Source organism: [Micrococcus luteus] ATCC 49442, assembly GCF_010367585.1.
GTDB classification, from domain to species: domain Bacteria; phylum Actinomycetota; class Actinomycetes; order Actinomycetales; family Micrococcaceae; genus Arthrobacter; species Arthrobacter luteus_A.
Map to the genome: position 1 here is coordinate 1,153,015 of NZ_JAAAXP010000001.1, position 23,970 is coordinate 1,176,984.

Genomic DNA, 23,970 nt, shown 5'->3' on the forward strand with positions numbered 1-23,970 from the left:
TAGGAGTCCCAGCCATGGCCTTAGGTCGGTTGCCAGTACCCGTACTCCGGACTACCGGGATAACTCGGAAAGCTAAATGCATAGAGAGAGAATAATTCGTCGCGCGTTACAGAGGCGTTATTGGTTTTGGCACTCATGCGGCTTTGGATCGCGTACTGCTGCTACTGCGCCAGGACGTAGCCGGACATACGCCGTCAAATTCATTTCGTGGCGTTCTCCCTGTTATTCCTCAGGAACGAACTGCCACCACGACTCCGCGTATGTTCCGCCGGGTGGACTGTTCCAAGATGGTGGCTGCCGAAGCCACTGATCGTTGACGCGCGCTGACCCGGGGTCGGTGAGTGACGATAGTAGCCACCCTGAGGGACAGCGTCGTGAACCTTGGGTATGCAACGCCTGAGCCTTTGCCATCTTGGTGGGCCCACCACCGACTATGATCGTCCGAATCCTTGGTTCGCAGTCGAGTGCCACGTTCAATCGATTCACGCAGGCATTGTTGGGCTTCCCAGAACCTGCCTAAGCCTTGATCCACCGATCCGCGGTTGGCCTGCGGTTTTTGGTTTCGGGCATGCCGGATTGCCGGCCTCGCTTGCTCAATGATGGCGTGTTTGCGATGCGTTTTGTCCGCCGCGACGGTGTCCAGGATCCGGGGTCCACGGTGGTGAAGAACGCGTGGTGCCGGTGCGTGTCGAACAGGGTTTCCTGCCCATCACTAGCCTTCCGATTCAGCTCCGGGATTCGGCGCACCACCAGCCGGCCGGTGACCTGCTGGGCCTTTTTATGGGACGTGAACGCCGTGAACCCGGTTTCGGGGACTTCGGCCTTCGAGACCCAGGTGCTGGTGGTCTTGTCGAAGACCGCGTCGGTGTATTCGATCATTTTCCACGCTGCCTCCGGGATCTCGGCGATGGCCCGCTTCACGGCCGGATCCATGCGGACCGTCACCGAGACCTGCGCCCCGCCGGCCAGGGCTATGGTCACCGAATCATGGCCGTAGAAGGCCGGATCGAAACGGCAGAGCATCCCCCCGCCGGCGTGGACGCGATCGAAGGTGGACAGGGCCGCGGTGACCAGCCGCTTGGCGCCGCGGGCCGAGGTCGCTGCACCCTTACGCAGCCGCTGGGCGGCGATCGCCGGGGCGGTGGCCAGCAGCTCGTTCAGGCCCGGACTCCGGAGTGCCCGTCGCCGGAGCCCTGTTTGGCATAGTGGTCCTCGATGATCGTGTCATCGACATCGACGAACACGAAGTCCTACGGGGCCGAAGATCCCAGCAGCGGTGCCCGGGATGCCAGGCCAGCCAGGAAGCGGCACGCGACCGCGTCCAACTGCCCGACGTGCCCGAAGGTGAAGGACCGCAGGAACGAGCCCAGCGTCGAGGGCGCGTAATAGGCGCTGACGAGCCGTTTTCATCCCGCCGTGGCGCAGCACGGCCATGTCATCGATCGAGTCCGCGCGCGCCGGCGACCATCCCCGCCGCCAGGGGCGCGACCTTCAGCCCGACGTTCGCATCCTTGTCCGTCGGCACCGACAGCCATTCAGTGGGTGGTTCGCGGTTACGAATGGCCGACGGCCTTTTTAGGAAACGGCCCTGTTGCACCGGTGCGGCTAATGCCCCCGCGGCCGCAACGGCCACAGCAGTCGCCCTCAGCCGAGCAGCGGGACGCGGAAGATCTGGCCTGGAAAGATGAGGTTGGGGTTGTTAATGCGGTCTCGGTTAGCCTGGAAGATGTCATCGGGGGTCGTGTTTTGGCCCGGTTCGCCAGCGATCTTGGTCAGGGTATCGCCGGGCTGGACTTCGTACAGTTTGAAGCCCTCCAATGCTGTAAAGAGGGTGACTGGAACGAGGTTAAGGTCGGTCCCCGGGGGATGAATGCCGGACGCGTCCTCGCCGAAGACCTGAAGCGTCATATGGGCGCCGCGGGCGGTGTAACCACCGACCGAAACCTGGTGGCCGAAGTCCAGGATGACTCCCATGGAACCGGCGCCCTGGATGTTTCCCTGGGCTACGCTTTGACCGTTCTGGTCCAGCAGCTGCCACAGGACTGTCGCTTCGAAGCCGGTGCCGAAACCGGCGATCGTAAAGTCGCTGCCGATGACGTCGTTCGGCTTCGGCTGACGCACTTCAATCAGTCGCGGGGCCATGGCTACCTCCTTGACGGTTCTAAAAGGATCTTGCAGAAGAACTTTTTCATCCCACCCGTTACCGCCGCGTTATCGGAAGGGAGAGCACAGCCCAGCCCTCCCCCGGATTGACGGTCGACGACAGTAGTGAGGCGTCAATGTTGCAACGTGAACTTGTCGAAAAGGTGAAGTGGTCTGCACGGTGTGTAGTGGGCACGGAGAACTTGCCCTCATGACGGATCGTCCGCAGTATTGGGGGTCTGAGATGAGGCAGTGTGCCGTGCCCGTGCGGTCAGTCCTCGTTCGACGAGCCACGTGATGGCAGCGAGTGAAAGCACGAGTGCGAAGACCATTCCCAGGCTGGCAGCTCCGGCAGCCGTGGCGCCGGCGGCCGCGTAGAGCACTGCCATTGGCATCGTGCCGGTTGCTGTGGCGGTGATGAAGCGCCGCCAGGAGATGGAGCGGGTTGCTCCTGCGAGGACCGCGGTCGTTTCGGCCAGTAAGGGGACAGGGCGGGTTATAACGATAGCTATGGCCCCCCAGCGCCCCAGTAGTCTCTCAGCATGGCGACGCTCTGAGGGCAGGACGAGTTTGTCTAGCAGCGGACCGCCACGGCGGCCGATGGCAAACCCGACCAGTGCTGCCCCGAGGCTGCCGGTAAGTGAAAGCAGAGTGCCTAAGACAATGCCGAACAGGGCGCCGTGTAGAACCATTACCAGGCTTGATGGCACCGGAAGTACAACATCAGCTATGAGCAATCCGACCCCTATGACGGCTGCCATAAGCGGGCCTGCTTCAACCAGTTGTTGCGTGGGGTCGGTCAGCAGTGTGATGTCCGCGGCTTCGACCAGGGCGAATAGGGCCAGGAAGAGCATCATTAGGGCCAGTACGACTGTGATGTAATACCGCACGCAACATCCTCCTTCCGTTGGTCGGCGCGTAGTGGCTTGGGTGTCAGGGCCGTCGGTCAGTGACGCCGGCTGAGCGCAGCCTCCCAAACGGAGCCGGTGCTGGGGCGCCTATGGTGGCTGTACCTTTGATGAAGCCGCAGAGTACGTCGGCGTCCCATCCGCCGAGCCAGAAGTGCACAGGCCACGGCGCAGGCTCAGCCATCTCTTCGCTCGCGAGCCAGTGTTCAGGGTCGTGAAGCTTGAGCTGTGACCCCAGTTCATAGGTAAACCGCATTCGTGCTCCGAAGAAGCGGGCAGCGCCGCCTCCCGGGGCCCCAATTTGGCGTTCGAGGAACGCGGCCCTTTCCGCGGTGCCGGTGCGCTCTGGCTCGCCGAGGTTAGTAAGTTTTGTCCGGAGTGTGATGGCCCGCTCCCTCCACAGGCTCGCCAAGTCTGTGATGCCGGTCGCGTCCCGGATTTCTTCTGAAGCATCCTCGACTCCCGCGGCGTAGAGTTCCGGGTACGGGTACTCCGGGTCATGAGGGTTGATCGCGCGGACGAGTGAGAACTGGCCTTTCGTCACCTCGAGGATGAAGGGATAAACGGGCTCCAGCCCGGCGCCGGCGATGACGCCGTTGCGGCCTTCAAATTTGGGGCCGTTCAGGAGGGTCACCCTGGCGCCGATGAGGGCGTGGTCTACTGCCAAATTCCCGTCCAACCTGACCTCATTAATGGACACGCCAACCTGAGGTCCTAGCGGGCGCGTAAATGGAGGATCCTGGAAAACAAGGAGTCGGTCCAGATCCGGTTCACCGACGTAGGCGTGCACGTAGCCGGACACGCCACGTGGTTCGTCATACGGGTCAGGATCCGTGGCCAGACGGCACTGGAACCAGCCGCTGAACCTGAGCTCGATCACGGGGCCACCTCTGTAATCCGGCGCCGAAGGAAGGAAATGGTCTCACCGATGGCACTTAAGCGCGGTACGTCTGCGCCCAAGATACGAGCTTCTGTGGCCAGCACCTCCAACCGTTCCAACAAGATGGTCCATCGAGCCCCGAGGAACGGGGAAACCGTTAGGTCGTCATAGAGCTCGAACGAAGGAGCAGCCATACTTTCATGGTCATCAGCGAAGGCGGGAAGCTCGGTCAAGACCTCGGCCAGAGGCCGGATGGCGGTGCTCATCATTTGCCCTGCCGAACCCTTAAGCACTTCCCGCTGCTCTTCTGTTTCACCGACTGAGGTGAAGAACTGCTGAAGGATCATTAGTGTTGTTGCGTAGGCGACGTTGAACAGTTCCGCGACCCGCACGCTGAGTTCGTTAGTGAGCAACGTGCCCCCGGGATCGGCATCACGGTGGACGCGCGTCTGCGGGTTCCGGACCACGGGACGAGCCGCGGAGAACCAGCCCTGCTCCGCATATTCAGCGCGTATTTTGTGGAATCGGTCATAGTGAGATCCCGCGCGCTCTCCGGGTGCCCCTTCACCATCCAGGATGATGTCATCGATGGCCGCCAGTGCGGAGATACGGCCGATTACGGGACGCAGGTCCAGGCTGACGGACCAGGTGTCCTCGACCTGGGCGGTTGAAGGTCCGATAAATAGTTCGGCCTCGGGAATCATCTGAAACCCGTGGCGGATCTTCTCGTACAGCTCGCCTACATACTCGTACTCAAGCGGGTCCGGCGCCAAAGACAGCGACAACGATCTAGCAGCTGACATGCGTGGGGGTTCGGGAAGATCTTCACCGCGGGGCAGTTCGAAGACGAGCATGCGGTATAGGGCTTCATCGCTGAACTCGACAAGATCGAAAGGAAAGGGATAGTAACCAACGGTCTGCGGGAAATTCGGACGAGAGAAATGAGGGCCTTCACCGATGGCCGCCAAAAGGTTGCACACCGTGCCTAAATGACCCATTTCCTCCACGGCCACCCCTAGAATGGTCGCCTCCCACGAGCGGAGCAGCGAAAGGTGAGGTGCAGTGATCCCCTCGTTAAGGCGTTTCTTCATCGTCAAAGCCGGGAACAAGTACTGGATCATCAATCCGTGCTCGATTTCGGCGGCCTCGTGCAACGCGCCAATGAGTTCTTGCCGAGTATCAATCATTGGCTCAAAATAGCCGAGCGCCGTTATTGCAGCGTTATCGCGGGCCTATATCGCTTGAACCACGAGTGGCCACGAACGGAGTGGATGCCTCGTGGGGCTAGATATGGGCATCGAGCCGGTGAAAGCCAGCTGTCACCAGGTTTGTCTCGGACAAGTGCTGCTCCAGCACCCAGCGCTGCAGCTACACCAAGGCCAGCCCTTTCGTCTTTCGTACGCACGTCTGGGGACCTACCGCCGGACTTCAGGGGCTCGCTTCCCCGTGCCCCGAGTAGCGGCGCGAAGGATCTCAGTTGAGCCTGTGCAAGGGGGCGTTCTCTAGCCAGACCCGCTCCATGACCTAGTGGCCTAAGGCAGAGCCAGAAGACCTGAACTGGAGCCGATGTCATCGTGCATTTCTGGTGCCGGTGGCCTACTGAGCTCCTGCAAAAGTTGCAACTGACCTACCATTTATCCCCAAGCCACCTGGGACCCTTATGGTTCCGGGGCTCGTCGATTCAGCAGCACAAGGCCGGCGTCTTCGCTCCATGAACGGGGTCAAGGATGGTGTCCTTCAGTTCATCACCGCCAACCTGGCCAGTAACCGGTCAGTTGTCGTTGTAAAGCTGGTGACGGGGCGAGAGGTTAGTAACGCGGTAATAACGGCGGCGGGGGAGACTTCAGAACCGGGGCCGCAAGTCCCCCCTTCCAAGGGAGTGAACCGTGAATTTAGTACGTCTCCGTGCGGAAAACTTGGGTGGTCACTAATGCGCGGAAAATGCTGCCGTGGATTGAACCAGCCCCGGTGGGTGCGCCAGTCCCATCTCCGGGACTTAACCGGCTCGTCCATAAGCTGCCCCCCCCGAGCGGGCGGGTCATGCGGTCATCCCCGCCGGCAACCAGAGTTCAAAACTTCGGACCTCTCCTAGGAGACAGCAATGAAAGACGATAGCCCGTTCGATGGACGGTGGAGCTACAGAAGCTTCCGCAATGATCCGGACTTGTCCACCGAGTTTAATGCCCTCAGGTTTGGCGCCGGCACCCTCGAGCTGGCGACTCCGGAAGTCGGCCGCGTCTCCGGAAGCCTCGGCGGCGAGGGCTGGCGCCTGGACCTTTCCGGTGGGTACGACTACGGCAATCCGTTCGCCCTGCGTTTCCAGGGCTCCGGGGAGATCGGAGGCGAGCTGTGGGTCTATGACTATGTGGGATATCTGGTGCCCATCTGGCCCCACGGTACCGACCAGCGACCGGCGATCACCGGTTCAGTCATCCGCACAGTTCCACACTCAAATGGCCAGGCCACTGCCGGGGTCGTCGCATCATTCATCGCCGTCAAACAGTCTTAAGACAAAGGAGGACACCCATGCTTGTTCGAAAAAACGTCCGTTCCCTCTCCGCACCGGAACGGGAGGCCTTCGTCAATGCACTGCTGGAGCTGAAGGCCAAGGGAAAATACGACAAATTCGTGCACTGGCACCACCACGTCATGCAGCCAGCGGTCCTGCCCTTCGAACCGCGTGACGCCAACTACCGCAACGGTGCACACCGGGGCCCGGCCTTCCTGCCATGGCACCGCGAATTCCTGTCCCAACTGGAAACAGCGCTGCGCACCATCGACTCCACCGTGTCCATCCCGTACTGGAACTGGACCGAGGACAGCACTGACCCGGCCTCCTCCCCTGTATGGGCTGAGGACTTCATGGGCGGCAACGGCGTAGAGGCCGACGAATGGCGCGTGGCCAACGGGCCCTTCGCCCATGCCAACGGTCACTGGCCGGTCCCGGACTACAGCGAGGAAGGCCTCCCGGGCCCAGGATTGAAACGAAGCTTCGGGCAGTTCATTGACAGTGTCCCGACGCCCGCAGATCTGCAACTTGCCCTGCGCGAAGGCTTCTACGACACCCCGCCATACAACCCCAGCCCATTCACCATCGGATTCCGGAACCGGCTAGAGGGCTTCATCACCCAGCGCGGTGACAACAGGGTCGCGACCACGGGCTCGCAGCTGCACAACCGGGTCCACGTCTGGGTAGGCGGAAACATGCTGCTGATGACCTCTCCCGATGATCCGGTGTTCTTCCTCCACCACTGCTTCATCGACAAGGTTTGGGCCGACTGGCAGGAGCTGCAGAAGGTCAACAACCCGGACGGTGCACCGCACTACGCCCCGCTGCAGGACGGGCCCCCCGGCCACAACATCGACGACGATCTCCGCCCCGGTACCCGCACCATTCGACAAGTCTTGGACATCGCGGCACTGGGCTATACCTACGAACAGCCCCCTGCTACCCCAAACATGGCCGATATGGCCAGGATCATCCAGCCGGTTCGTAGCCCCTTCTGGGTGGACTGATCTGGAACACCCCGCTGCCTGCGCAAAATCACTCCGCCATAGGGCCAGGTCGGGCAGTTGGTCGCGGTCAACGTAATGCTGCCCGTCACCCCGGCGTCCTTTGGCCCGATTTAGAGGGTGATGGGGATTGCAAAGGCCTGTATTGAGAGGGACTGAGATTGAGCTGCGCGGTTCCTTAGGCCCTGAGGTCGAAAACGTCGGCGCGGATGCCGTGGTCTCCAGTCTTGCGTTCGCCAGCCGGTGAGTCGTACACCACCAGGACTGACCTGCCGTCCTCGAGCAAGGGTGATCCCCTCGGCCCGGTCCTCACCCTTTCCGAACGGCACGTTGAGTTCACATCCCAGGTCGCCTTTGTCCAAGACGGCCTCAGCATTGTCGATGAGAACGACTTGCCTACGCTGTCTGCCAAGCACCTGCGCGGCGGCCAAGCCAGCTGGCCCACCCCCGATAATCGCTACATCGAAATGTGACTCCATACCCCACGCTTCACACCATCAGGGCAACATTTGCCACGTTCACAGGTGGAACCGCGATAAAGGCCTCAAATGTACTCGAGACACATCAGCTCTCCCTGGTGAGACCCCCTACAGGGATGAGACGGCTTCAGCGAAAGCTGGCAGAACTCGTGGTAGCCAACAGGAGTTCGTGCATACGCGCCGAGAGTTGCATCGGGATTCCTGCGTCGGCGAGGAGTGCTGCGTAGCTGTGAACGTCCCGACGGGCCTCGCTCACATTTCCTTCAGCCAGGTGTGCACCTATAAGACAACGATGCGCGCTCTCCCGTAACGGATCACCGGCAATCGCCTGCAATGCCGCTTCTATTGCATTGTCGAACCTCTCTGCGCTCACGTACCAAGCTGACATCCGTTCCAAGGCGTGAAGTCTGATCTGACGCTGGCACTCGCGGTCGATTACCAGCCAATCGTCGTACCAGGTTGGTAGCAAATCCCAACTCAGTGGACCAATCTTTAACGGTGGCGCTTCACCCGACAACCACTGATCCAGCTGATCCCGTAACCGAATGATGTCCACCTGCACAAAGGGGGTCAGGTAGAGCCTGTCACCGGACGTAGCCACAAGCGGGAGCCCGTCTGGCCTCGGCAGCCTCCACAAAGTCGAGCGTAGGCATCCCCGCGCCTGAGCCTCGTTCAGGTCCGGCCACAGCTGAGCGGAGACCGCCGTGCGCCGCAAGTCGTGGCGCAGCGCCAGAAAGGCAAGCAGATGCTCAGCCCGGGGGGCCATACCTACCGTCGTCTCACCATGTCGCAGGCGAAAATCGCCTAAAAGCCGAAGTTCTAGAGCAGCCCCACCGCTAAGTTCAGCATTTGTCCCCGTTGGCCTTCCTTCGACAGACTTGACGGCGGTGCTGATTTTTCCTGGCTTCACGCTCCCCAATTCCATGGATGATCCTCTCCCCTGCCCTGAGACCACCCGATTCCGCGTAGTCTCACGCAGGTCTTCGTTCCATGGAGTACACCGCTCACTGCGTTACTACTGCGTTACTGTCAACGGAGGGATTTTGATGCCCGTTGTCGGATGGGTGTATCCGCTGATGTAGCCGATCGGCTCGGGCCTGAGCTGAGGTCGCTAACCATTCTCTAACCACCCTCAAAATTTCGGCGGGGTCAGCAGTAGCTAGAGTGCTTGGGTCGGTATCTGGACTTTGTCCGTAGCTGATCCTCGCCCTGAAGCCTTGGGGATGAACGGCTTCGTGCCACGTACGAATGACCATCAGCCCAGCAGCCGGGATCCTCACGTTTGTTCTAGGGTCACCAGCAGAATCTGAGGACTGTTGGTCCTTTGTCATGGCCTCACGCCTCCCGTCACAAGATGACCACGCGGAGCAAAAGAGGCCAGCGCTTTTGGCCGCCACTGCAAGAACTTCTAATCAATTAATCCACACCGGGCTCAGTGTCGCCTGCACGATGTTCCGACCGTCTCCTTCTTCCCTTCGGAAACTGAAGCCAGGGGCGAGCAGCGGGCTGCGGGTTCAGCGAAAAGCACAATGTTTCAGTTGTCAGGCCGTCGCCCGTCGGACCCCGCAAGCAGCTGTGCCCTTCGCTCAAGTATCCGACCTTTCCGTAACGACACCGTCACTGGCGCCGTCACCGACACGATAGAGGCCCGTGCCTCGGTTTTCTTCAGCGAGGTGTGGAGCGGCAGTAACGGGGCAGTAACGCTACGGGAGGTTTACTCAGCAAAAAGGAGGCACCATGACACGGGCAATTTCGATCCATGTGGGATTGAACTCGGTGGACCCACAGTCATACGGAGGATGGTCGGGAGACCTTGCTGCCTGCCAATTCGACGCCGAAGACATGTTTGCCCTCGCCACAGGAGAGGGGTTTTCGGCCAACAAACTACTGACAAAGGAAGCTACTTCCAGGGCACTATTGGAGGCCATACGAAGTGCTTCGGACGAACTCGAGGCTGGTGACATCCTCCTGCTGACCTATGCCGGGCATGGAGGACGGATACCCGATACCAGCGGGGACGAAGATGATGAGATGGATGAGACTTGGGTTCTCTACGACCGCCAACTTTTGGATGATGAACTACACGCGGCCTATGCAGCCTTCGCGCCTGGCGTGCGTCTCGCAATTTTCTCGGACAGCTGCCATTCAGGAACAGTGACACGCGTCGGTCCTCCGGCAGCTGCCGGCACCGTAGGGGCAGGGCCCATGCAGCCGCTGCCAAGCGCTGGCCTGCGCACGCGGGCAATGCCTCCGGCTGTGGCCCAGGGCGACTTTCTGCGCCGCAGAGCGCTCTATGAATCCGTCCCGGCAAAGTCGTCGGCCAAGGATGATGCGGAGACCCCGTCAGTGGATCCCCAAGCGTGCATTGTCCTGATTTCGGGGTGTCAGGACAACCAGGTTTCCCTCGATGGAACCCGCAATGGCCTCTTCACGGCAACTCTGCTGACAGTCTGGAACGGCGGCCAGTTTCACGGTGGATATCGCCGGTTCCGGGACCGCATCTCCGCGCGTATGCCTGACACCCAGAGCCCAAATTATTACGTCATTGGAGCGCAGAACCCCGAGTTTCTCGCGCAAAAACCCTTCACCGTTTGATACAGGGACATGTCAACAGCGAGCCGTGGACCGTCACTGTGTGGCCCTTCTTTCGAACCACCGGCTTGGGCCACGCAATGATTTCGCAACGTAGGGTGCCTCCAGCCCTGGCAAATGAGGCGCGTCGACCCCCTAACCGCACAACAAACGAACACCCACTAATGATCACGCCGTCAGGCCAGGACCAAGGAAGTCAGCATGCCTAACACTCCGCTCTCCGACCACACTGCAGAGCCACCGCTAGCGTTCAACACCAACGTGATGCCCGATGTCTTCGACAAACGAGACCTGGAGTACCGTCCCCGTCTCCAGCCACTCCCCCACTCCCTGGACGAGCGGCCCTCTCAACACTTCGTCCTCACCCAGCAGGGCAATTCCTGCACTGGCCACGCTGTGGCATCCATGATCAACACGGTCTTAGCCACTAGCCCGGATCCGATCAGGGTAAGTCCCTACATGATTTACACCCTGGCGCGGCGCTACGACGAGTTCCCTGGAAACGCAGACGAAGGCTCCTCACTACGCGGGGCACTCAAGGGCTGGTACTACCACGGTGTCCTCCCCGAAAAAGACTGGCAATCGCTGGAAGCCGACCCCGAGATTGATCTCAACCCAGATCTCGCTCTGAAAGCACTTCGCCATCCACTAGGGGCTTTCTACCGCGTCAATGCCTTCCGTCTCGATGACATGCAGTCGGCCGTGAACGAACTCCATGCTGTCGTCGCATCCGCACGCATTCATAGCGGCTGGAAAACACCGCAGGCCGAACAACGGGAAGACGACGGGACCACGCACTATATCATCAGGCGCTCCTCCAGGGTTGATCAGCTGGGCGGGCACGCATTCACGATCGTCGGCTATAACGACATCGGCTTCCTTGTACAGAACAGCTGGGGGCCGGCATGGGGCCGCAAGGGTTTCGCCACCCTCACCTACGAGGATTGGCTCGTTTCGGCCTACGATGCATGGGTGGCGCGGCCCGGTGTACCTTCTGCGGTGAACCTCCGAAAAGACACCAAGGTCGTAACCGCCACCACCGGTGGAATGGCACAAGGCCCAGGACCAGACTTGGAACGGCTCAAAAACCATGTTGTGAACCTAGGCAACAACGGCCAGCTGTCCGGGACCGGACGCTTTGTCAGCAGCGCCAGCCAAATCAACAAAATAGTCGAGAACATAAAGACTACTCACAGCGAATGGGCCTCGCGAAGTGCCGCCTCTAACCACGCCCAGCCCCGCCGCATCGTGCTTTACGCCCACGGCGGGCTCGTGGACGAAAATGCCGGTTTACGTACCGCCCAGGCGCAATTGAACTGGTGGCTCAACAACGAGGTATACCCTGTCACCTTCGCTTGGCAAAGCGGTCCCATAGAAACATTCATCAGTCAGTTGGAAGACATCACCAAAGATCTCATACCCTTCGGCGGCCTGGGGTTTGACCTTGTCGAACAAGCAGACAGGCTGGTGGAAAAAATAGCGCGGTCCCGCCTCCGCTGGATGTGGGACGAGATGAAGGAAAACGCTGAGAAATCCTCCAGTGCCTTACTCCACCAAGTGTCATGGCGCCCAACGCCTTCAGCGGAGACAGAACAAGCTCCGGGAGCATCACTGCTCGTCAGCAGGCTACGCACATACGTGGACGAAGTGGCTCCGGAAAAAGTCGAGGTGCATTTAGTCGGTCACAGTGCGGGTGCCATTTTCACGGCTCATCTGCTGTCCCGCCTCGCTGCTGAAGGCATTCCGGTGACTACCCTAAGCTGGCTGGCACCAGCTATTACAGTTGATGAATTCAAACGGCTCGTCGTGCCGCTCCTCGACAGCGGCAATCTGGAACGGTTTACTTCCTACGGACTAAGCGAAGCCGTGGAACTCGACGACGTCGTCGGCACAGCCGGACTGAAGATCTACCAGAAATCCCTGTTGTATCTGGTCTCCCGCGCGTTGGAGGGTAACGGGGAAACACCCTTGGTCGGCCTTCAACGCGACATGGGCGCAGCCGCCTCCACGCAGCTCAGTAACGGCCGAACGAACTTTTTCTGGTCCCCCAGCCAGAGTCCCCTTGGCGGACGCAGCAGTGCGACTTCTCACGGTGGAATGGACGAGGACATGCTCACGATGACCTCGGTACTCCTGCAGATCCTTGCCGCGACTGACGTGACACAAACAGCAACATTCCGACCCTTTACGACACTCGACGCGCGCTCCCCGGGATCTTCTTCTGAGAAGGCCTCTCCCGCTGAGGCTGAAACGGTTAACGTTCAACCAGCAGGTGAAGTCCCCGTAACCCACATGGGACAACCCCAGGACGCTCACGACAAAGGCACCGAGAAAGAAAGATGACTAGCTCAGACATAGCGTTCTACAGGTGATAAATCCAAGACAACGGCAAGGTGCGGTTCGGCCGGTCCCGTAATCAAGCGCAACAGGTTAAAGACGCTCCGTGTATCACCGACCGTGAGGGGAACCGAACCTCGGTGGTCCAGGCGTCGAGCCCCAAAGGGGGGCCCTGCAGGCTTTTGTGACACCAAGGGAGCTCTCAACCCATCCCTATTGTGAATGACCCGATTCCTCGAGGTGGATAACAGTGACTGAAGATGTGACCGGACAGTCCCGGCGACCGGAAAGGGCCGTCCGACTGATTTTCGAATACGACGGGGACGACGTCATCCTTATTTCTCAACAAGACGTCGACGTCGCTACCACCAGATTAGGCATCCTACGAGAGCCACCGCTGGGGAACTATGTCGAGGTGCGCGCAGCGGACGGTGGCGCACTTTCCCGAGTAGCGATCGGCGAGGTTTTTTCAACCAGTGTCGAGGTGTTTCCAGAACACGCGGGAGAAGCCATCGTAAGGCTCGATGTAGACAAACCCCGCGGGGCCTTCACGGTGGTAGTTCCCACCGCCGAAGAGGCGACACAGGTGGCCGTGCTGGGGGTTCGAGCAGTTCGTGGTGCAGAAGCCAAAGCGGGTGCGGAGCGCCCTGCTCCTGAAGAACTGGGCGTCTTTCCACTGATGCGGAAGAGCTAAGGGGGTTGGAACCATGACTACTTCCGATGGCACCGTGCAGGGCAACACGCAAATCTTCGGATCGGCTCCCCGCGACAGCGCGTTCAACGTTGTCCTGCTCGCTGAGGGGTTCACGGCCGGACAACAAGCTGACTTCGACACCGCATGCGCCGAGTTCGTCACCGCTTTCAGCGCCGCGGCACCCTTCAACGGGTTAGCGGCCGCGATTAACGTTTTCCGCGTCAACGTCGCCTCAACCGATTCCGGTGCTGACGACCCGGCGGCGGCAGGAGGTACGGGCGCGGTGGTTCGCACCTATTTCGACGCTACGTTCGGAGGCAACAACATCCGGCGCCTGCTGCTGTGCAACAGCACGACGGCTCTTCAGGTGGCCGCAGCGCAGGTGCCTGAGTTCACCGTGGTCCTGGTCGTGGTCAATTCGACTATCTACGGTGGCGCCGGAGGGTCAGTGGGCACCTACTCTCTCGCGCCGGGGGCGACCGAAATCGCCCTACACGAGCTGGGACATACCGCCTTCGGGCTGGCGGATGAGTACGACTACTATGCCGGCGGTGATGAGACCGGCCAAGACCACCACCCGGCGGTGGAACCCAGCGAACCCAACGTCACCATTGATGCCAGCCGCCCCACCTTGAAATGGCGCTGGGCCGTGAACGCGTCCACAGCACTCCCGACGACATCAAACACAGACTGCACGAAAGTGGACCCGCAACCAAGCCCGGTCCCGACGGGAACCGTAGGAGCCTTCGAAGGCGCCCACTACTACCACTGCGGCGCGTTCCGCCCCGAGTACAACTGCAAAATGCGCAGCCTCGGAGATCCCTTCTGCCGGGTGTGCGGCGAGGTCATTCGAAACCACATCCGCTCTCAGGGGGAAGCTGACATCGTCGGTTTCGGTGAGGGCGGGGTGTGGGTGTCGCTGAACAACGGCAACGGCAGCTTCCAGGGCCCGCAGAAGGTGGTGGACAACTTCGCCTACAGCGCCGGTGGTTGGCGGGTGGAGAAGCATCCCCGGTTCCTGGCGGACCTGACCGGGGACGGGCGGGCCGACATCGTCGGTTTCGGTGAGGGCGGGGTGTGGGTGTCGCTGAACAACGGCAACGGCAGCTTCCAGGGCCCGCAGAAGGTGGTGGACAACTTCGCCTACAGCGCCGGTGGTTGGCGGGTGGAGAAGCATCCCCGGTTCCTGGCGGACCTGACCGGGGACGGGCGGGCCGACATCGTCGGTTTCGGTGAGGGCGGGGTGTGGGTGTCGCTGAACAACGGCAACGGCAGCTTCCAGGGCCCGCAGAAGGTGGTGGACAACTTCGCCTACAGCGCCGGTGGTTGGCGGGTGGAGAAGCATCCCCGGTTCCTGGCGGACCTGACCGGGGACGGGCGGGCCGACATCGTCGGTTTCGGTGAGGGCGGGGTGTGGGTGTCGCTGAACAACGGCAACGGCAGCTTCCAGGGCCCGCAGAAGGTGGTGGACAACTTCGCCTACAGCGCCGGTGGTTGGCGGGTGGAGAAGCATCCCCGGTTCCTGGCGGACCTGACCGGGGACGGGCGGGCCGACATCGTCGGTTTCGGTGAGGGCGGGGTGTGGGTGTCGCTGAACAACGGCAACGGCAGCTTCCAGGGCGCGCAGAAGGTGGTGGACAACTTCGCCTACAGCGCCGGTGGTTGGCGGGTGGAGAAGCATCCCCGGTTCCTGGCGGACCTGACCGGGGACGGGCGGGCCGACATCGTCGGTTTCGGTGAGGGCGGGGTGTGGGTGTCGCTGAACAACGGCAACGGCAGCTTCCAGGGCCCGCAGAAGGTGGTGGACAACTTTGCCTACAGCGCCGGTGGTTGGCGGGTGGAGAAGCATCCCCGGTTCCTGGCGGACCTGACCGGGGACGGGCGGGCCGACATCGTCGGTTTCGGTGAGGGCGGGGTGTGGGTGTCGCTGAACAACGGCAACGGCAGCTTCCAGGGCCCGCAGAAGGTGGTGGACAACTTCGCCTACAGCGCCGGTGGTTGGCGGGTGGAGAAGCATCCCCGGTTCCTGGCGGACCTTGGATGATTCATAACATGGTCAACTCACCGTGATGGTTCGGTGGTGAAGAAGCCGCATAGGAACTATCCACGAGAAGAACGACAGCACGGTTGGGCTGGTTGCCTGGCGGCTTGACTCCAGGAGTACCTCCTCCTGTGCCGCAAACGCTGACAGTAACCAGGAGGGCTTTGACGAAGCGTTGGGCCGAGAACTTCATTAGATGGGCACCTCGGCGGTCGTGACCCAGCGTGATGCTACGGTGACGCGTGTCCCATAGCATCTACCCTATCGAACGCGAGTGTAAGGGGAGGTTATGAGCATTCAAGCGCTTCCGGGCGACTCGGGCACGGACCAGACGGTTGGCTTCGGCGACGTAACGCCGAGAGCTTCCGTGCAGGGCTCGGAATCAGAGGAACAGCGCGGGGTGCAAGACAGCACACCGGCCATCAGGGACATCTCTGAAGCTGAGCAGCGCTCCGATTCAGCGCAGGGCATCACTAGCCAACGCAGACGCCCTGCCGAGGGCGAAGTGGACACAACGCCGCTGACTCGGCGAGGCTGACAAAGGAAGATTCAGCATGCAACTTCACTTCCGGAACCAGCACAGAACCCTACTCTGGGTCTGCATCGGTTTCTCTTCACCCGGCACCTGCGGTGCATACGGAAACTGGGGCACACGAGGGTGGTGGGCAATCGCGCCCGGCGGTCAGGCTTACGTTTTGAACACCAACAACCGTTACGCGTACTTCTATGCCGAAGCAGCTGACGGTGGGATTTGGGCTGGCCGATACGGACCAGTTCTCGCTCCGCGTCGCGTTTTTGACTCCTGTTGGGACATCGGGAACAACGTGGATCCGTACGTGTATATGCGAGAGATCTACACACAGAGCGATCGGCACACCGTCAACTTGATCTAGGTTGTCTCTGTAAGCGCCTGCACCGGGGCGAGGGCCACGCATAAATTAGTATTGCCGATTTGCGGCCTGAAACTCACCGGTCTTGAGTTCAATGCCAATGTAGCCCGTTGACCACATCGACAAATTGTCAGCGTGGCCGCCAACCGCAGTTGAGACGCCCAGCCGTCTGGCAGGCGGAGAAGCAGTCCAGCGTCATGGGATAGGACGAAATTAAGACCCTCGTTGTGCTTGATGCAAAATATGGCTTTTCCTGCACACGGTTAACACCACCTCGGCGAGGGTCATCAAAGATGTTCTGGCCCAACGTGTCGAGCACCGGGATCGGAAGCGGTAGCGGACAGGACTAAATGCAGGTCGCCATGTTGACGTACACCCCAGCCTGACGGCCGGGACCGCATCCCTTGACTTTCTTCTGGTACGGGCCTGGAACTCAACCCGACAGGACGTTCAGCTGGAGGATCCGCGCCGCTGAGGTGCCGACCCCAACACCTGTAACGGCCAGGTAACGGCATCTAGGCAGACTGGGTGTGGCTGCCGTCGCATGGTTTCCCATGACGGGCATGGAGTTGCAAGCAGCCGAACGAAATTGTTTCCGCTATGAGAACCAGACCTGGAAAGCCCCGGATGGCACGCCACCCCAACCGGTGACCGTTATCAGCAATACGTGCTGCTGACAGGATGGTTCCTTGCTTTCAGGAAGGGAGGCCTGTAATGGCCACTGAGCGTACCCCACAAGACGCTGACGGGGCGAAGGTGAGGTATGAGGTAATTCTCCGCGCGGCGGCGGGCTCCGGGGACAGGATCGATATGCGCCGCGTGGCGGACATGGACCTGGACCGGGTGCCCGATCCCGAGGGAGGCTTGCGGCTGCTGGTCGACATGGACGAGGCGGCCCGCCTCGTCCGTAACGGATTCGAAGTCACAATCGTCCAGGCCGCTCCCGCAGGTCCGCTGGACCCCTCGCTGATCATGGACGACGCCGCCGCGGCAGCCTGGCTCGATGAACACCTCGGAGGCATGGAACAGAAGGGAGAGGACTGATGTACCGTACGGTTTCCCAACTCGATACTGCCGGCAGCACCCTCGCCGCGACCCACCCGCAGCTCTGCACACAATTCACGTTGCCCGAGTCCTCAGTCCAGGGTCGGCCGGTCCGCGCCCTGCGGCTGCGCGCTGGCGACGGAAACAACCGGCGAGGTGTGCTGCTAGTGGGGGGAACGCACGCGCGCGAACTGATGAATCCAGACCTGCTCATCGAACTGGCGGTCGACCTTGTCATCAGCTACCGGACAGGAAGCGACGTGGTCCTCGGCGGCCGGACCTGGCCGGCCGCCGATATCAAATTGACCCTGGAGACCCTCGACGTGTACCTGCTGCCGTGCGTGAACCCGGACGGGCGCCACTTCGTGATGACCGTCGATGGCTTGTGGCGCAAAAACCGGCGGGACAACGCGGGAACCACCTGTGACGGCGTCGACCTTAACCGCAATGCGGACCTTCTTTGGGGCATCACCGAGGGGCAAACCTCTTGCGACCCGTGCTCCGATGTCTACTGCGGGCCATCCGTCTTTTCCGAGCCCGAGACCCGGAATGTCCGCCACCTGCTTGACTCCCACGGCATCGACTGCTTTGCCGACGTGCATTCCTATTCGGAGCTCGTGCTCCACCCTTGGGGACATGCACCGACCCAGACGACGGACCCAACGAAGCGGTTCACCACCCTGCCGGCAACTGCCTGTCAGCCGATCAGGGATCCGAGCTATGCCGAGTACATGACACCGCGCGACCTGATGCGCTTTGAAAGCGTCGGAGACCGTATTGTCCAAGCCATTGCCGACGTGCGCGGCCGGAATTACACACGGGAAACCGGACTCGGCCTCTATCCCACCACCGGGACACTGAGCGATTACGCCTACGCACGCCACATCGCGGACAGCACCAGGCACAAGACATACGGCTTTACCCTCGAGACCGGACCCTGGCAGGGCAGCGCGGCGGAATCCTTCCATCCCGCGAATCCCGAGCCGATCAAGCGGGAGGCTGAGTCGGGGCTGCTGGAACTGATCCGGCAGGCCATCTGCGCCATCGAGCTGGCCGGCTGGAAGCTGCTTAACCGCGACACGGAGATCCTTGCGCTACGCCGGGTCCGGGACGAATTGGGCGGCACCGAGGAAGGACGGGGTTGGATCACACTGTTTGAACAGCTCCAGGCGCCACTAGTCAACATCGTGCTGGAGGATCCCGAGCTGGCCGGGCGCGCCGCACGCCTCGTGACCGCTGCCGGCGCCCAGGCCGCCGACGATGGCGCGGTCCTGGCCTCGGAGACAACCGGCGAGGCCCATGAATTCATGCAGGCCCTGGCCGAGCGTGGCCCCGAGGAACTGCGGGACGACCTGCAAGCGGTGCAGGACCGGCTGGGCGCCTTGGTCGGGCTTTCCACCGCAGAGATCGTGCACTCGCTCACAGAACGCGGACCCGCAGACACTTCGGTTTCGGACCGTCCGGTTATCTAGAGCGGCCCCTGGGAATTTGCCCGGTCGTGCATCGCCGGGCCAAGGGTGCGGCAGATGGCCGACGGCGGACTCGCGGGCACCGCCCCTAAATGGCGTAACTTGTCCTATCCGTACCGGAGGCTGCACAGTCTGCAATTTGCCCCGGCAGCCTGTCGCCCTCGGGCGAGGCGCGGTGCGTCATCCTGTGGGCATCAACGGACGTCGGCCGGCCCTCAGATACCTTGCGCGCACCGGAGGAGGTGCTGGTTCAGAGCATCGCAGTCACTAACGGGCGCCTGGGCCAGGGAAAGATACCTATCAGCTGTTCAGAGTCCCTACTAATGGAATATTTTTCTTGACATAAATTCTTTTCTTGACATACGGCGTCATTCTCTGAGCCGTTTCACGATCGACCCGACACTGGCAGGGCCGGAGAGACTCTCGCAGCGGGTGGCAGCTGTTCCGGCACCTGTGACAGCGATTGTGGAACCGACCTCGATGATCTGGCTGGCGCTGTCCCTCGCGGTCGAACGGGCCGGCGGCCAGATGGAAATGATCGGTGCCCGACACTCCGCACGGCTATGCGGGGCCATCATGGGCAAAAACAAATCCGATGTCGTCGACTCCGAAGTCCTCACCCATGCCGGGAGATCTTCGACCCGCCACCACTGGTCCTGGCATCCCCGGGACAGCTGGCACTGCGGCGGGCCGTGTCCGCCGGGCCGGCGCCGTCATTGACGGCAACCGCTGCTGGGGGCGGCTGCTGTCGCTGGCACGGTGGGCCTTTCCCGATATATGGACCGCTTTCGCCGGATCCGAATCAGCAGCCCTCGCCGTGCTGGGCCGGTGGCCCCACCTCCGTTCCCTGGCATTGGCGCGCTAGGCGACCCTGACGGCCCGCGTCGCCGAGCACACCCCATGTCGCCGACACACCCGGCCACGCCATCACGATCAAGACCGCAGCCTGGGGATGGGCAGACTTCTCGGACGGTCACCTGGACCTGGACACGCTGGCCGTAGACGTGAACGAACACCTCGGTGACCTGCAGGAATCCCGGGCAGGGTGGATCGCTTCACCTCGCATGCACGGCAGTGGTGGGAACATCTCTACGGCGATGACCCGCTGATCCTTTCCCTGCCTGGTGTGGGCCCGGCAACCGGTCCCTGCATCCGCGCCTACTTCGGCGACGGATCCGGGTTCGAGAGCGCCAAAGAAAGCAGCGAACTATGTCGGCATCACCCCTTCGAACTGGTCCTCCGGAACGATGAACCAGTCCCGCCGGGCCATCAGCAAGGAAGGACCGGCACCGTTGCGCCTGGCGTTCTGCCAGGCCAGCAGCGTCGCCCGGACCATGGATCCCAGCTGCCGCGTTCTATCACCGGCTCATGACCGAACACGGCCACTGCCACACCCAGGCCACTATCGCGGTCGCCAGGAAACTGGCCGAAAGGACCTGGAAAACCCTCACCACCGGACACAAATGTATGAGCTGCGGGACCTCGAGGGGCAGCCAGTCACCAAACGGGCAGCGAAAGAAATCACCGCCTCCCATTACACCGTCACGCCCAAGCAACGCAGCCAGTCGCGGTCCCACACGATCGAAGCGAAACGGGCACGCCTGACACCGTAGCTACCAGCACCTACCGGCACCGGGCAACGTCTTTTCGACCAACTGCAGCGGGACGGCGTATTGAGGGTGGTTTTCCGGGACGCTGAGGTCGAGCAAAAGCCCGGTGGACGGATCCGCCAGCGGGAAGTACGTCCACCGGAGGCGGAACAACTCGATGAGCTCTGTGACAACTTCGACTCCACTTTGGGCAATGGCTTGTGTTGACACGCAATTTGGGCCCGCTGCGTTACCTTGGCGTTACTGCTCCGCGGCATCGAAGGCCCGCCCCACACCGTGGAGAGGGCATCCCGTGGACGCGGCTTGAGCTGCCCCCGCACGCCGATGGGTCACCCCGTCCCTTCGTGTTCTTGAGATGTGCCGTCTGGATCACCCGCGACGTCATCACCGGCGACTTAGAGGTCAGTGCGTCACTCCTCGTCAATGGTCTCGTACCGGAACTCCGTGGGCTGCCGGGCCGCTTCGGGGTCCTTCATCCAGCCCCAGCTGATCGGCGTACCGGGCTTGAGCCTCTCGGGGTCGAATGCCAGCAGCCGCCACGTAGTCTCGTCGAGCCGCTCGCTCTGGTTTACCTCGACATTCCCCACGAAAAGCGCAGGCCCATAGGCCCGTGCGGGGATGGGACCGTCGGTCTCGACAAGGAACTCCACGGCGTCCTTCCTTTCGATGAGGGTTGACGTGAAGTGCTCGCGTCTCGGAGCCTCATACCGGATCCGGCGTATTTGGAGCCCGCGCAGGTTGGGGAGCTGGGGCGCTGAGGGCGGCACGGCTGAGACGGGTGACCCCGCGTCGGTGGTCATCGCGTTCTCCTTTCAGGCATGGACGACCTGCAGGTCGTCCAGGGCGAGGTCGCGGTCGTCTCGGCGGTCGAACCGAAACATGATTGCCGCGACGGCTTTAAGGTCGAGCTTCGAGGCGGCGGTGAAGCATGCCGTCCGGAAGCGGACTGTCTTGAGCATGGTCTTCATGGTCGCGGGGTTCCTCGGGAACGGACGGGGGACACCACCGACCTCATCAGAGTCGACCCAGGACTCTACGCCTCCAACGTCTCTCAGCCCGAGCTTGAACCCGGTCGGCGGTGCGCCCAAGCCGGTGGCACCGAATACCTCCGCGACCCGGACCCAGACCTCATGGCCGGTGAGGTCGCGGCTGCCCAATTCCTGGACGAACTCCCGGCCATTTCCGCCCGCCCGTGCCACCATGCCGTTGCTGTCACCGAAGAAGGATCCGTTGAACGCTCCGGCCCCTTGGCGGAAGGGAAACTCGCCGGCCGTGAGCCCACCGAGCTGCTGCGTCGGTGCGCCCAAGGAGTTCGCCTGGATGCCGTTACCGTCCTCGTGGTTGTCTACGGTCAGCACTCCCTCCTGAAGAAACGACAGGTGGACGTGCTCGGTCGATACGCCTGCCGGCAACAGGCGGCCGTTCAGGTAGGGCGTGGTGCCGTGCGCCAGCAGCGTGGCGCGGTAAAAGGCGCAGCCGTAGGCCTCCAGTACCCTTTCGTGCTCCGACCGGCTGAGGACAGTAGCCGTGGGGGCTGCCATCGTCCAGAGGCTGTCGTCGTCGAGCCAGACACGGTTGTAGAACTGGTGGTTCGTCCGATGCACATAAAGCTGGGATTTCAGCGGGGCCGGTGTCGCGCGGTCGTAGTAGATGGCGCCGTCGTTGGGCCACACGTCCCCATCTGCCGCGGGGAGGATCGTCATGAAGGCGTACCCGGCGGGCGTGCGCTTGGAAGCACCTCCCTCGGTGGGCGCCAGGGCGATTACCGATCGGATCGTGACCCCCGCCAGGCTGATCACCTCGGGGACTAGCACCACGGCCTCGCCACCCTGCGAGTGGCCCATGAGGCTCACGCGCGAGAAGTCGACGCGTTCGTGGAGCACCGACGTCGCGTCCGCGTCGAACTGCTGGATGAGGGCGATCGCCCCGATGATGAGGTCCGCCCGCGCCTCGATGATTGCGATGCTGTAGCCCATCCCGTTCTGCGCGTTGCAATCGACGGATGCGGCGATGATTCCCATCTTCGCCAGCGAGGCTTGGAAATACTCGTAGCCGAGGTAGTTCGGGTCGCTCGGACTGTGGTTGCCGTGGGCCATCACGACGAGTGGGACACGGCCTTGGGCGGCGAGGCGCTCGTTGAAGGGGACATCCGTGCCGTCGTCCTGCGCGGGGTAGTAGATGCGGCCGCTGTTCGGGCCGTCCGAGAAGTCCGTGACGCCAACCGGGAAGAGGTTCAGCGCCGAAGGATCGGCGCCCACCGGCGGGTTTGCGCATGGCACGGTGATCCTGAGCACCCGCTGCCCTACACATCCCTCAAGGTCCTGGGCGATGACGACGGTATCACTGAAGGCGATCTGGGTGATGAGGGTGACGATAGGGCCGGCCCCCTTGCCGACGGGCTGCCCGTTTAGCCAGACGGTGAGTGTGGCGCCAGGGGCGTATTCGGTGAACATGACGGATGTGTCCCCGCCATGGATGGGGCCGCATCGCGGGGCGGGCAGGCTCGAGCAATCCTCGACCGTCACCGTTCCGGTCCCGCTGGGCGGGTCGGCCGGGCACAAAGTCTGGAATGCTTCCAAGGGCTCGCCTGCGGTGAACGGCGGTGCGATGGGGCCGACGCTGATGGATCCACCCCAGCAGCCCCACGTCCCCAGCTGGCTGCCGTTCCGCGTCACGGTGACTCTCGCTCCGTTGACGACGTCAATGACCTCCAGCTGGGTGCCGCCGGCGTAAACCGGCTTGACCAGGGGAACGGGCAGCGGCGTCGGCGGCGAGGCGGTCGTATGCTCGACCGACGGCGGGCTCGGGTCTCCGCACAGGTCGAACCATGCTCGCACGTTCTGCGAGGTACCGAACGGCGGGGCGACGTCCACGCCTTGCGGGTTTGCGCAGCCATTTACCCGGCCCACCTCAGCGCCGCCCGCGGTTACCCAGACGTTGCCGCCAGTGAGTATGTTGCCGACGCCGGTGCGTACGCCGCACTTGTAAACCGGGAGGCCGAACATCTCCGGACGGGGCGGCCCGGTCGGGAAGTCCTTCAAGTGGTCACGGACGGTGACCGGTGGAGTCGACAGGACGCTAACGGCGCCGGCCGGCTTCTGCCGGGCGCTGACGGTGTCGCCCGTGTTGAGGACCGGGACCTGGACCGAGATGCCGTAGGGCAGCACCACGCCGACGGTGGCGCTGCCTGCGGGTGCACCGTTCACCTCGACCTCGACGGTCGCGCCCAGTACCGCGCCGGTTACCATTACCGCGCTGGCGCAGCGGTAGATCGGCTCGACGACGACAGGCGGCGACAGCAGCGCGGGATCCTCCTCAAGGTTCGCTTCCCGGCGGCTGATCTCTTCGATGGTCATGAGGTGCCTCTCTCG

Annotated in this window: 22 protein-coding genes and 2 pseudogenes; 13 read left to right on the plus strand and 11 right to left on the minus strand. The window is 62.1% G+C overall.

What is annotated here, in order from left to right; genetic code table 11:
* Positions 1–571 precede the first annotated feature (571 nt).
* From GUV69_RS23145 to GUV69_RS05380, 5 genes and pseudogenes are all read right to left on the minus strand, one after another.
* Positions 572–1,531 (minus strand): annotated as a pseudogene (locus GUV69_RS23145) (transposase family protein); the annotation flags it as partial.
* Positions 1,532–1,644: 113 nt separating this feature from the next.
* Positions 1,645–2,142 carry a LysM peptidoglycan-binding domain-containing protein gene (locus GUV69_RS05365; RefSeq protein WP_164200402.1) on the minus strand — a complete coding sequence of 166 codons (498 nt, stop codon included), beginning with the start codon at positions 2,140–2,142 and terminating at the stop codon, positions 1,645–1,647.
* Between the two features lie 209 nt (positions 2,143–2,351).
* Positions 2,352–3,032 (minus strand): TVP38/TMEM64 family protein, encoded by a 681-nt coding sequence (locus GUV69_RS05370; protein WP_164200404.1) that lies wholly within the window; start codon positions 3,030–3,032, stop codon positions 2,352–2,354.
* Between the two features lie 43 nt (positions 3,033–3,075).
* Entirely contained in the window at positions 3,076–3,930 is an 855-nt protein-coding gene (locus GUV69_RS05375; RefSeq protein ID WP_164200406.1) for a hypothetical protein, read from the minus strand.
* Positions 3,927–5,117 carry a ferritin-like domain-containing protein gene (locus GUV69_RS05380; protein WP_164200408.1) on the minus strand — a complete coding sequence of 397 codons (1,191 nt, stop codon included), beginning with the start codon at positions 5,115–5,117 and terminating at the stop codon, positions 3,927–3,929. The genes GUV69_RS05375 and GUV69_RS05380 overlap by 4 nt, the downstream gene beginning before the upstream one ends.
* 914 nt (positions 5,118–6,031) lie before the next feature.
* Between GUV69_RS05380 and GUV69_RS05385 the strand changes: the two genes are divergently transcribed.
* Together GUV69_RS05385 and GUV69_RS05390 are read left to right on the plus strand one after the other, a co-directional pair.
* On the plus strand, positions 6,032–6,439 hold the full coding sequence (locus GUV69_RS05385) for a hypothetical protein (RefSeq protein ID WP_164200410.1): 408 nt from the start codon (positions 6,032–6,034) through the stop codon (positions 6,437–6,439).
* Between the two features lie 17 nt (positions 6,440–6,456).
* Positions 6,457–7,446, plus strand: a complete 990-nt coding sequence (locus GUV69_RS05390) for a tyrosinase family protein (RefSeq protein WP_164200412.1) — start codon at positions 6,457–6,459, stop codon at positions 7,444–7,446.
* Positions 7,447–7,556: 110 nt separating this feature from the next.
* Here the strand turns inward: GUV69_RS05390 and GUV69_RS23150 are convergent, their stop codons facing one another.
* Positions 7,557–7,922, minus strand: coding sequence for an FAD-dependent oxidoreductase (locus GUV69_RS23150; protein WP_244292629.1), 366 nt, complete (start codon positions 7,920–7,922; stop codon positions 7,557–7,559).
* 127 nt (positions 7,923–8,049) lie between these two features.
* Positions 8,050–8,847, minus strand: coding sequence for an AfsR/SARP family transcriptional regulator (locus GUV69_RS05400; protein ID WP_164200414.1), 798 nt, complete (start codon positions 8,845–8,847; stop codon positions 8,050–8,052).
* Positions 8,848–9,659: 812 nt separating this feature from the next.
* On the opposite strand from GUV69_RS05400, the gene GUV69_RS05405 reads away from it, so the two are divergent.
* Positions 9,660–10,517: a caspase family protein gene (locus tag GUV69_RS05405; protein ID WP_164200416.1), complete on the plus strand. Its 858-nt coding sequence runs from the start codon at positions 9,660–9,662 to the stop codon at positions 10,515–10,517.
* A 240-nt stretch (positions 10,518–10,757) separates the two neighbouring features.
* Here GUV69_RS05405 and GUV69_RS05410 read toward each other — a convergent pair whose 3' ends face one another.
* The gene (locus tag GUV69_RS05410) at positions 10,758–10,907 is read right to left on the minus strand and encodes a hypothetical protein (protein ID WP_164200419.1); all 150 of its coding nucleotides are present in this window, start codon (positions 10,905–10,907) and stop codon (positions 10,758–10,760) included.
* 66 nt (positions 10,908–10,973) lie between these two features.
* Between GUV69_RS05410 and GUV69_RS05415 the strand changes: the two genes are divergently transcribed.
* From GUV69_RS05415 to GUV69_RS23595, 10 genes and pseudogenes are all read left to right on the plus strand, one after another.
* The gene (locus tag GUV69_RS05415; protein ID WP_164200421.1) at positions 10,974–12,857 is read left to right on the plus strand and encodes a C1 family peptidase; all 1,884 of its coding nucleotides are present in this window, start codon (positions 10,974–10,976) and stop codon (positions 12,855–12,857) included.
* Positions 12,858–13,101: 244 nt separating this feature from the next.
* Positions 13,102–13,545: a hypothetical protein gene (locus tag GUV69_RS05420; protein ID WP_208786587.1), complete on the plus strand. Its 444-nt coding sequence runs from the start codon at positions 13,102–13,104 to the stop codon at positions 13,543–13,545.
* Positions 13,546–13,558: 13 nt separating this feature from the next.
* Complete coding sequence (locus GUV69_RS22945) at positions 13,559–15,589, plus strand: FG-GAP-like repeat-containing protein (protein ID WP_208786588.1); 2,031 nt, start codon at positions 13,559–13,561, stop codon at positions 15,587–15,589.
* Between the two features lie 286 nt (positions 15,590–15,875).
* The gene (locus GUV69_RS05430) at positions 15,876–16,124 is read left to right on the plus strand and encodes a hypothetical protein (RefSeq protein WP_164200423.1); all 249 of its coding nucleotides are present in this window, start codon (positions 15,876–15,878) and stop codon (positions 16,122–16,124) included.
* 16 nt (positions 16,125–16,140) lie between these two features.
* Positions 16,141–16,479, plus strand: coding sequence for a DUF1036 domain-containing protein (locus GUV69_RS23585; RefSeq protein ID WP_164200425.1), 339 nt, complete (start codon positions 16,141–16,143; stop codon positions 16,477–16,479).
* A 711-nt stretch (positions 16,480–17,190) separates the two neighbouring features.
* On the plus strand, positions 17,191–17,520 hold the full coding sequence (locus GUV69_RS05440; protein WP_164200427.1) for a hypothetical protein: 330 nt from the start codon (positions 17,191–17,193) through the stop codon (positions 17,518–17,520).
* Positions 17,520–18,992: a M14 family zinc carboxypeptidase gene (locus GUV69_RS05445; protein ID WP_164200429.1), complete on the plus strand. Its 1,473-nt coding sequence runs from the start codon at positions 17,520–17,522 to the stop codon at positions 18,990–18,992. The genes GUV69_RS05440 and GUV69_RS05445 overlap by 1 nt, the downstream gene beginning before the upstream one ends.
* Before the next feature lie 399 nt (positions 18,993–19,391).
* Positions 19,392–19,577: pseudogene (locus GUV69_RS23590) on the plus strand (hypothetical protein); the annotation flags it as partial.
* A gap of 7 nt (positions 19,578–19,584) precedes the next feature.
* A complete protein-coding gene (locus tag GUV69_RS22950) occupies positions 19,585–19,854 on the plus strand; it encodes a hypothetical protein (RefSeq protein WP_208786589.1) in 270 nt (89 codons plus the stop codon).
* Between the two features lie 259 nt (positions 19,855–20,113).
* On the plus strand, positions 20,114–20,602 hold the full coding sequence (locus tag GUV69_RS23595; protein WP_164200431.1) for a transposase: 489 nt from the start codon (positions 20,114–20,116) through the stop codon (positions 20,600–20,602).
* Here the strand turns inward: GUV69_RS23595 and GUV69_RS05460 are convergent, their stop codons facing one another.
* The 3 genes from GUV69_RS05460 to GUV69_RS05470 all read right to left on the minus strand — a co-directional run bounded on the left by GUV69_RS05460 (position 20,603) and on the right by GUV69_RS05470 (position 23,955).
* Positions 20,603–20,809, minus strand: a complete 207-nt coding sequence (locus GUV69_RS05460; protein ID WP_164200433.1) for a hypothetical protein — start codon at positions 20,807–20,809, stop codon at positions 20,603–20,605. It lies immediately after the preceding gene.
* Positions 20,810–21,009: 200 nt separating this feature from the next.
* Positions 21,010–21,399, minus strand: coding sequence for a hypothetical protein (locus tag GUV69_RS05465; RefSeq protein ID WP_164200435.1), 390 nt, complete (start codon positions 21,397–21,399; stop codon positions 21,010–21,012).
* 12 nt (positions 21,400–21,411) lie between these two features.
* Positions 21,412–23,955: an alpha/beta hydrolase gene (locus tag GUV69_RS05470; RefSeq protein ID WP_164200436.1), complete on the minus strand. Its 2,544-nt coding sequence runs from the start codon at positions 23,953–23,955 to the stop codon at positions 21,412–21,414.
* Positions 23,956–23,970: the final 15 nt, after the last annotated feature.

Excerpts from the sequence above, each read along its gene's own strand:
- GUV69_RS05365 (WP_164200402.1), bottom strand. The coding sequence starts at position 2,142 with ATGGCCCCGCGACTGATTGAAGTGCGTCAGCCGAAGCCGAACGACGTC.
- GUV69_RS05380 (WP_164200408.1), bottom strand. The coding sequence starts at position 5,117 with ATGATTGATACTCGGCAAGAACTCATTGGCGCGTTGCACGAGGCCGCC.
- GUV69_RS05385 (WP_164200410.1), top strand. The coding sequence starts at position 6,032 with ATGAAAGACGATAGCCCGTTCGATGGACGGTGGAGCTACAGAAGCTTC.
- GUV69_RS05390 (WP_164200412.1), top strand. The coding sequence starts at position 6,457 with ATGCTTGTTCGAAAAAACGTCCGTTCCCTCTCCGCACCGGAACGGGAG.
- GUV69_RS23150 (WP_244292629.1), bottom strand. The coding sequence starts at position 7,922 with ATGGAGTCACATTTCGATGTAGCGATTATCGGGGGTGGGCCAGCTGGC.
- GUV69_RS05400 (WP_164200414.1), bottom strand. The coding sequence starts at position 8,847 with ATGGAATTGGGGAGCGTGAAGCCAGGAAAAATCAGCACCGCCGTCAAG.
- GUV69_RS05405 (WP_164200416.1), top strand. The coding sequence starts at position 9,660 with ATGACACGGGCAATTTCGATCCATGTGGGATTGAACTCGGTGGACCCA.
- GUV69_RS05415 (WP_164200421.1), top strand. The coding sequence starts at position 10,974 with ATGATTTACACCCTGGCGCGGCGCTACGACGAGTTCCCTGGAAACGCA.
- GUV69_RS22945 (WP_208786588.1), top strand. The coding sequence starts at position 13,559 with ATGACTACTTCCGATGGCACCGTGCAGGGCAACACGCAAATCTTCGGA.
- GUV69_RS05430 (WP_164200423.1), top strand. The coding sequence starts at position 15,876 with ATGAGCATTCAAGCGCTTCCGGGCGACTCGGGCACGGACCAGACGGTT.
- GUV69_RS23585 (WP_164200425.1), top strand. The coding sequence starts at position 16,141 with ATGCAACTTCACTTCCGGAACCAGCACAGAACCCTACTCTGGGTCTGC.
- GUV69_RS05440 (WP_164200427.1), top strand. The coding sequence starts at position 17,191 with ATGGCCACTGAGCGTACCCCACAAGACGCTGACGGGGCGAAGGTGAGG.
- GUV69_RS05445 (WP_164200429.1), top strand. The coding sequence starts at position 17,520 with ATGTACCGTACGGTTTCCCAACTCGATACTGCCGGCAGCACCCTCGCC.
- GUV69_RS22950 (WP_208786589.1), top strand. The coding sequence starts at position 19,585 with ATGTCGTCGACTCCGAAGTCCTCACCCATGCCGGGAGATCTTCGACCC.
- GUV69_RS05465 (WP_164200435.1), bottom strand. The coding sequence starts at position 21,399 with ATGACCACCGACGCGGGGTCACCCGTCTCAGCCGTGCCGCCCTCAGCG.
- GUV69_RS05470 (WP_164200436.1), bottom strand. The coding sequence starts at position 23,955 with ATGACCATCGAAGAGATCAGCCGCCGGGAAGCGAACCTTGAGGAGGAT.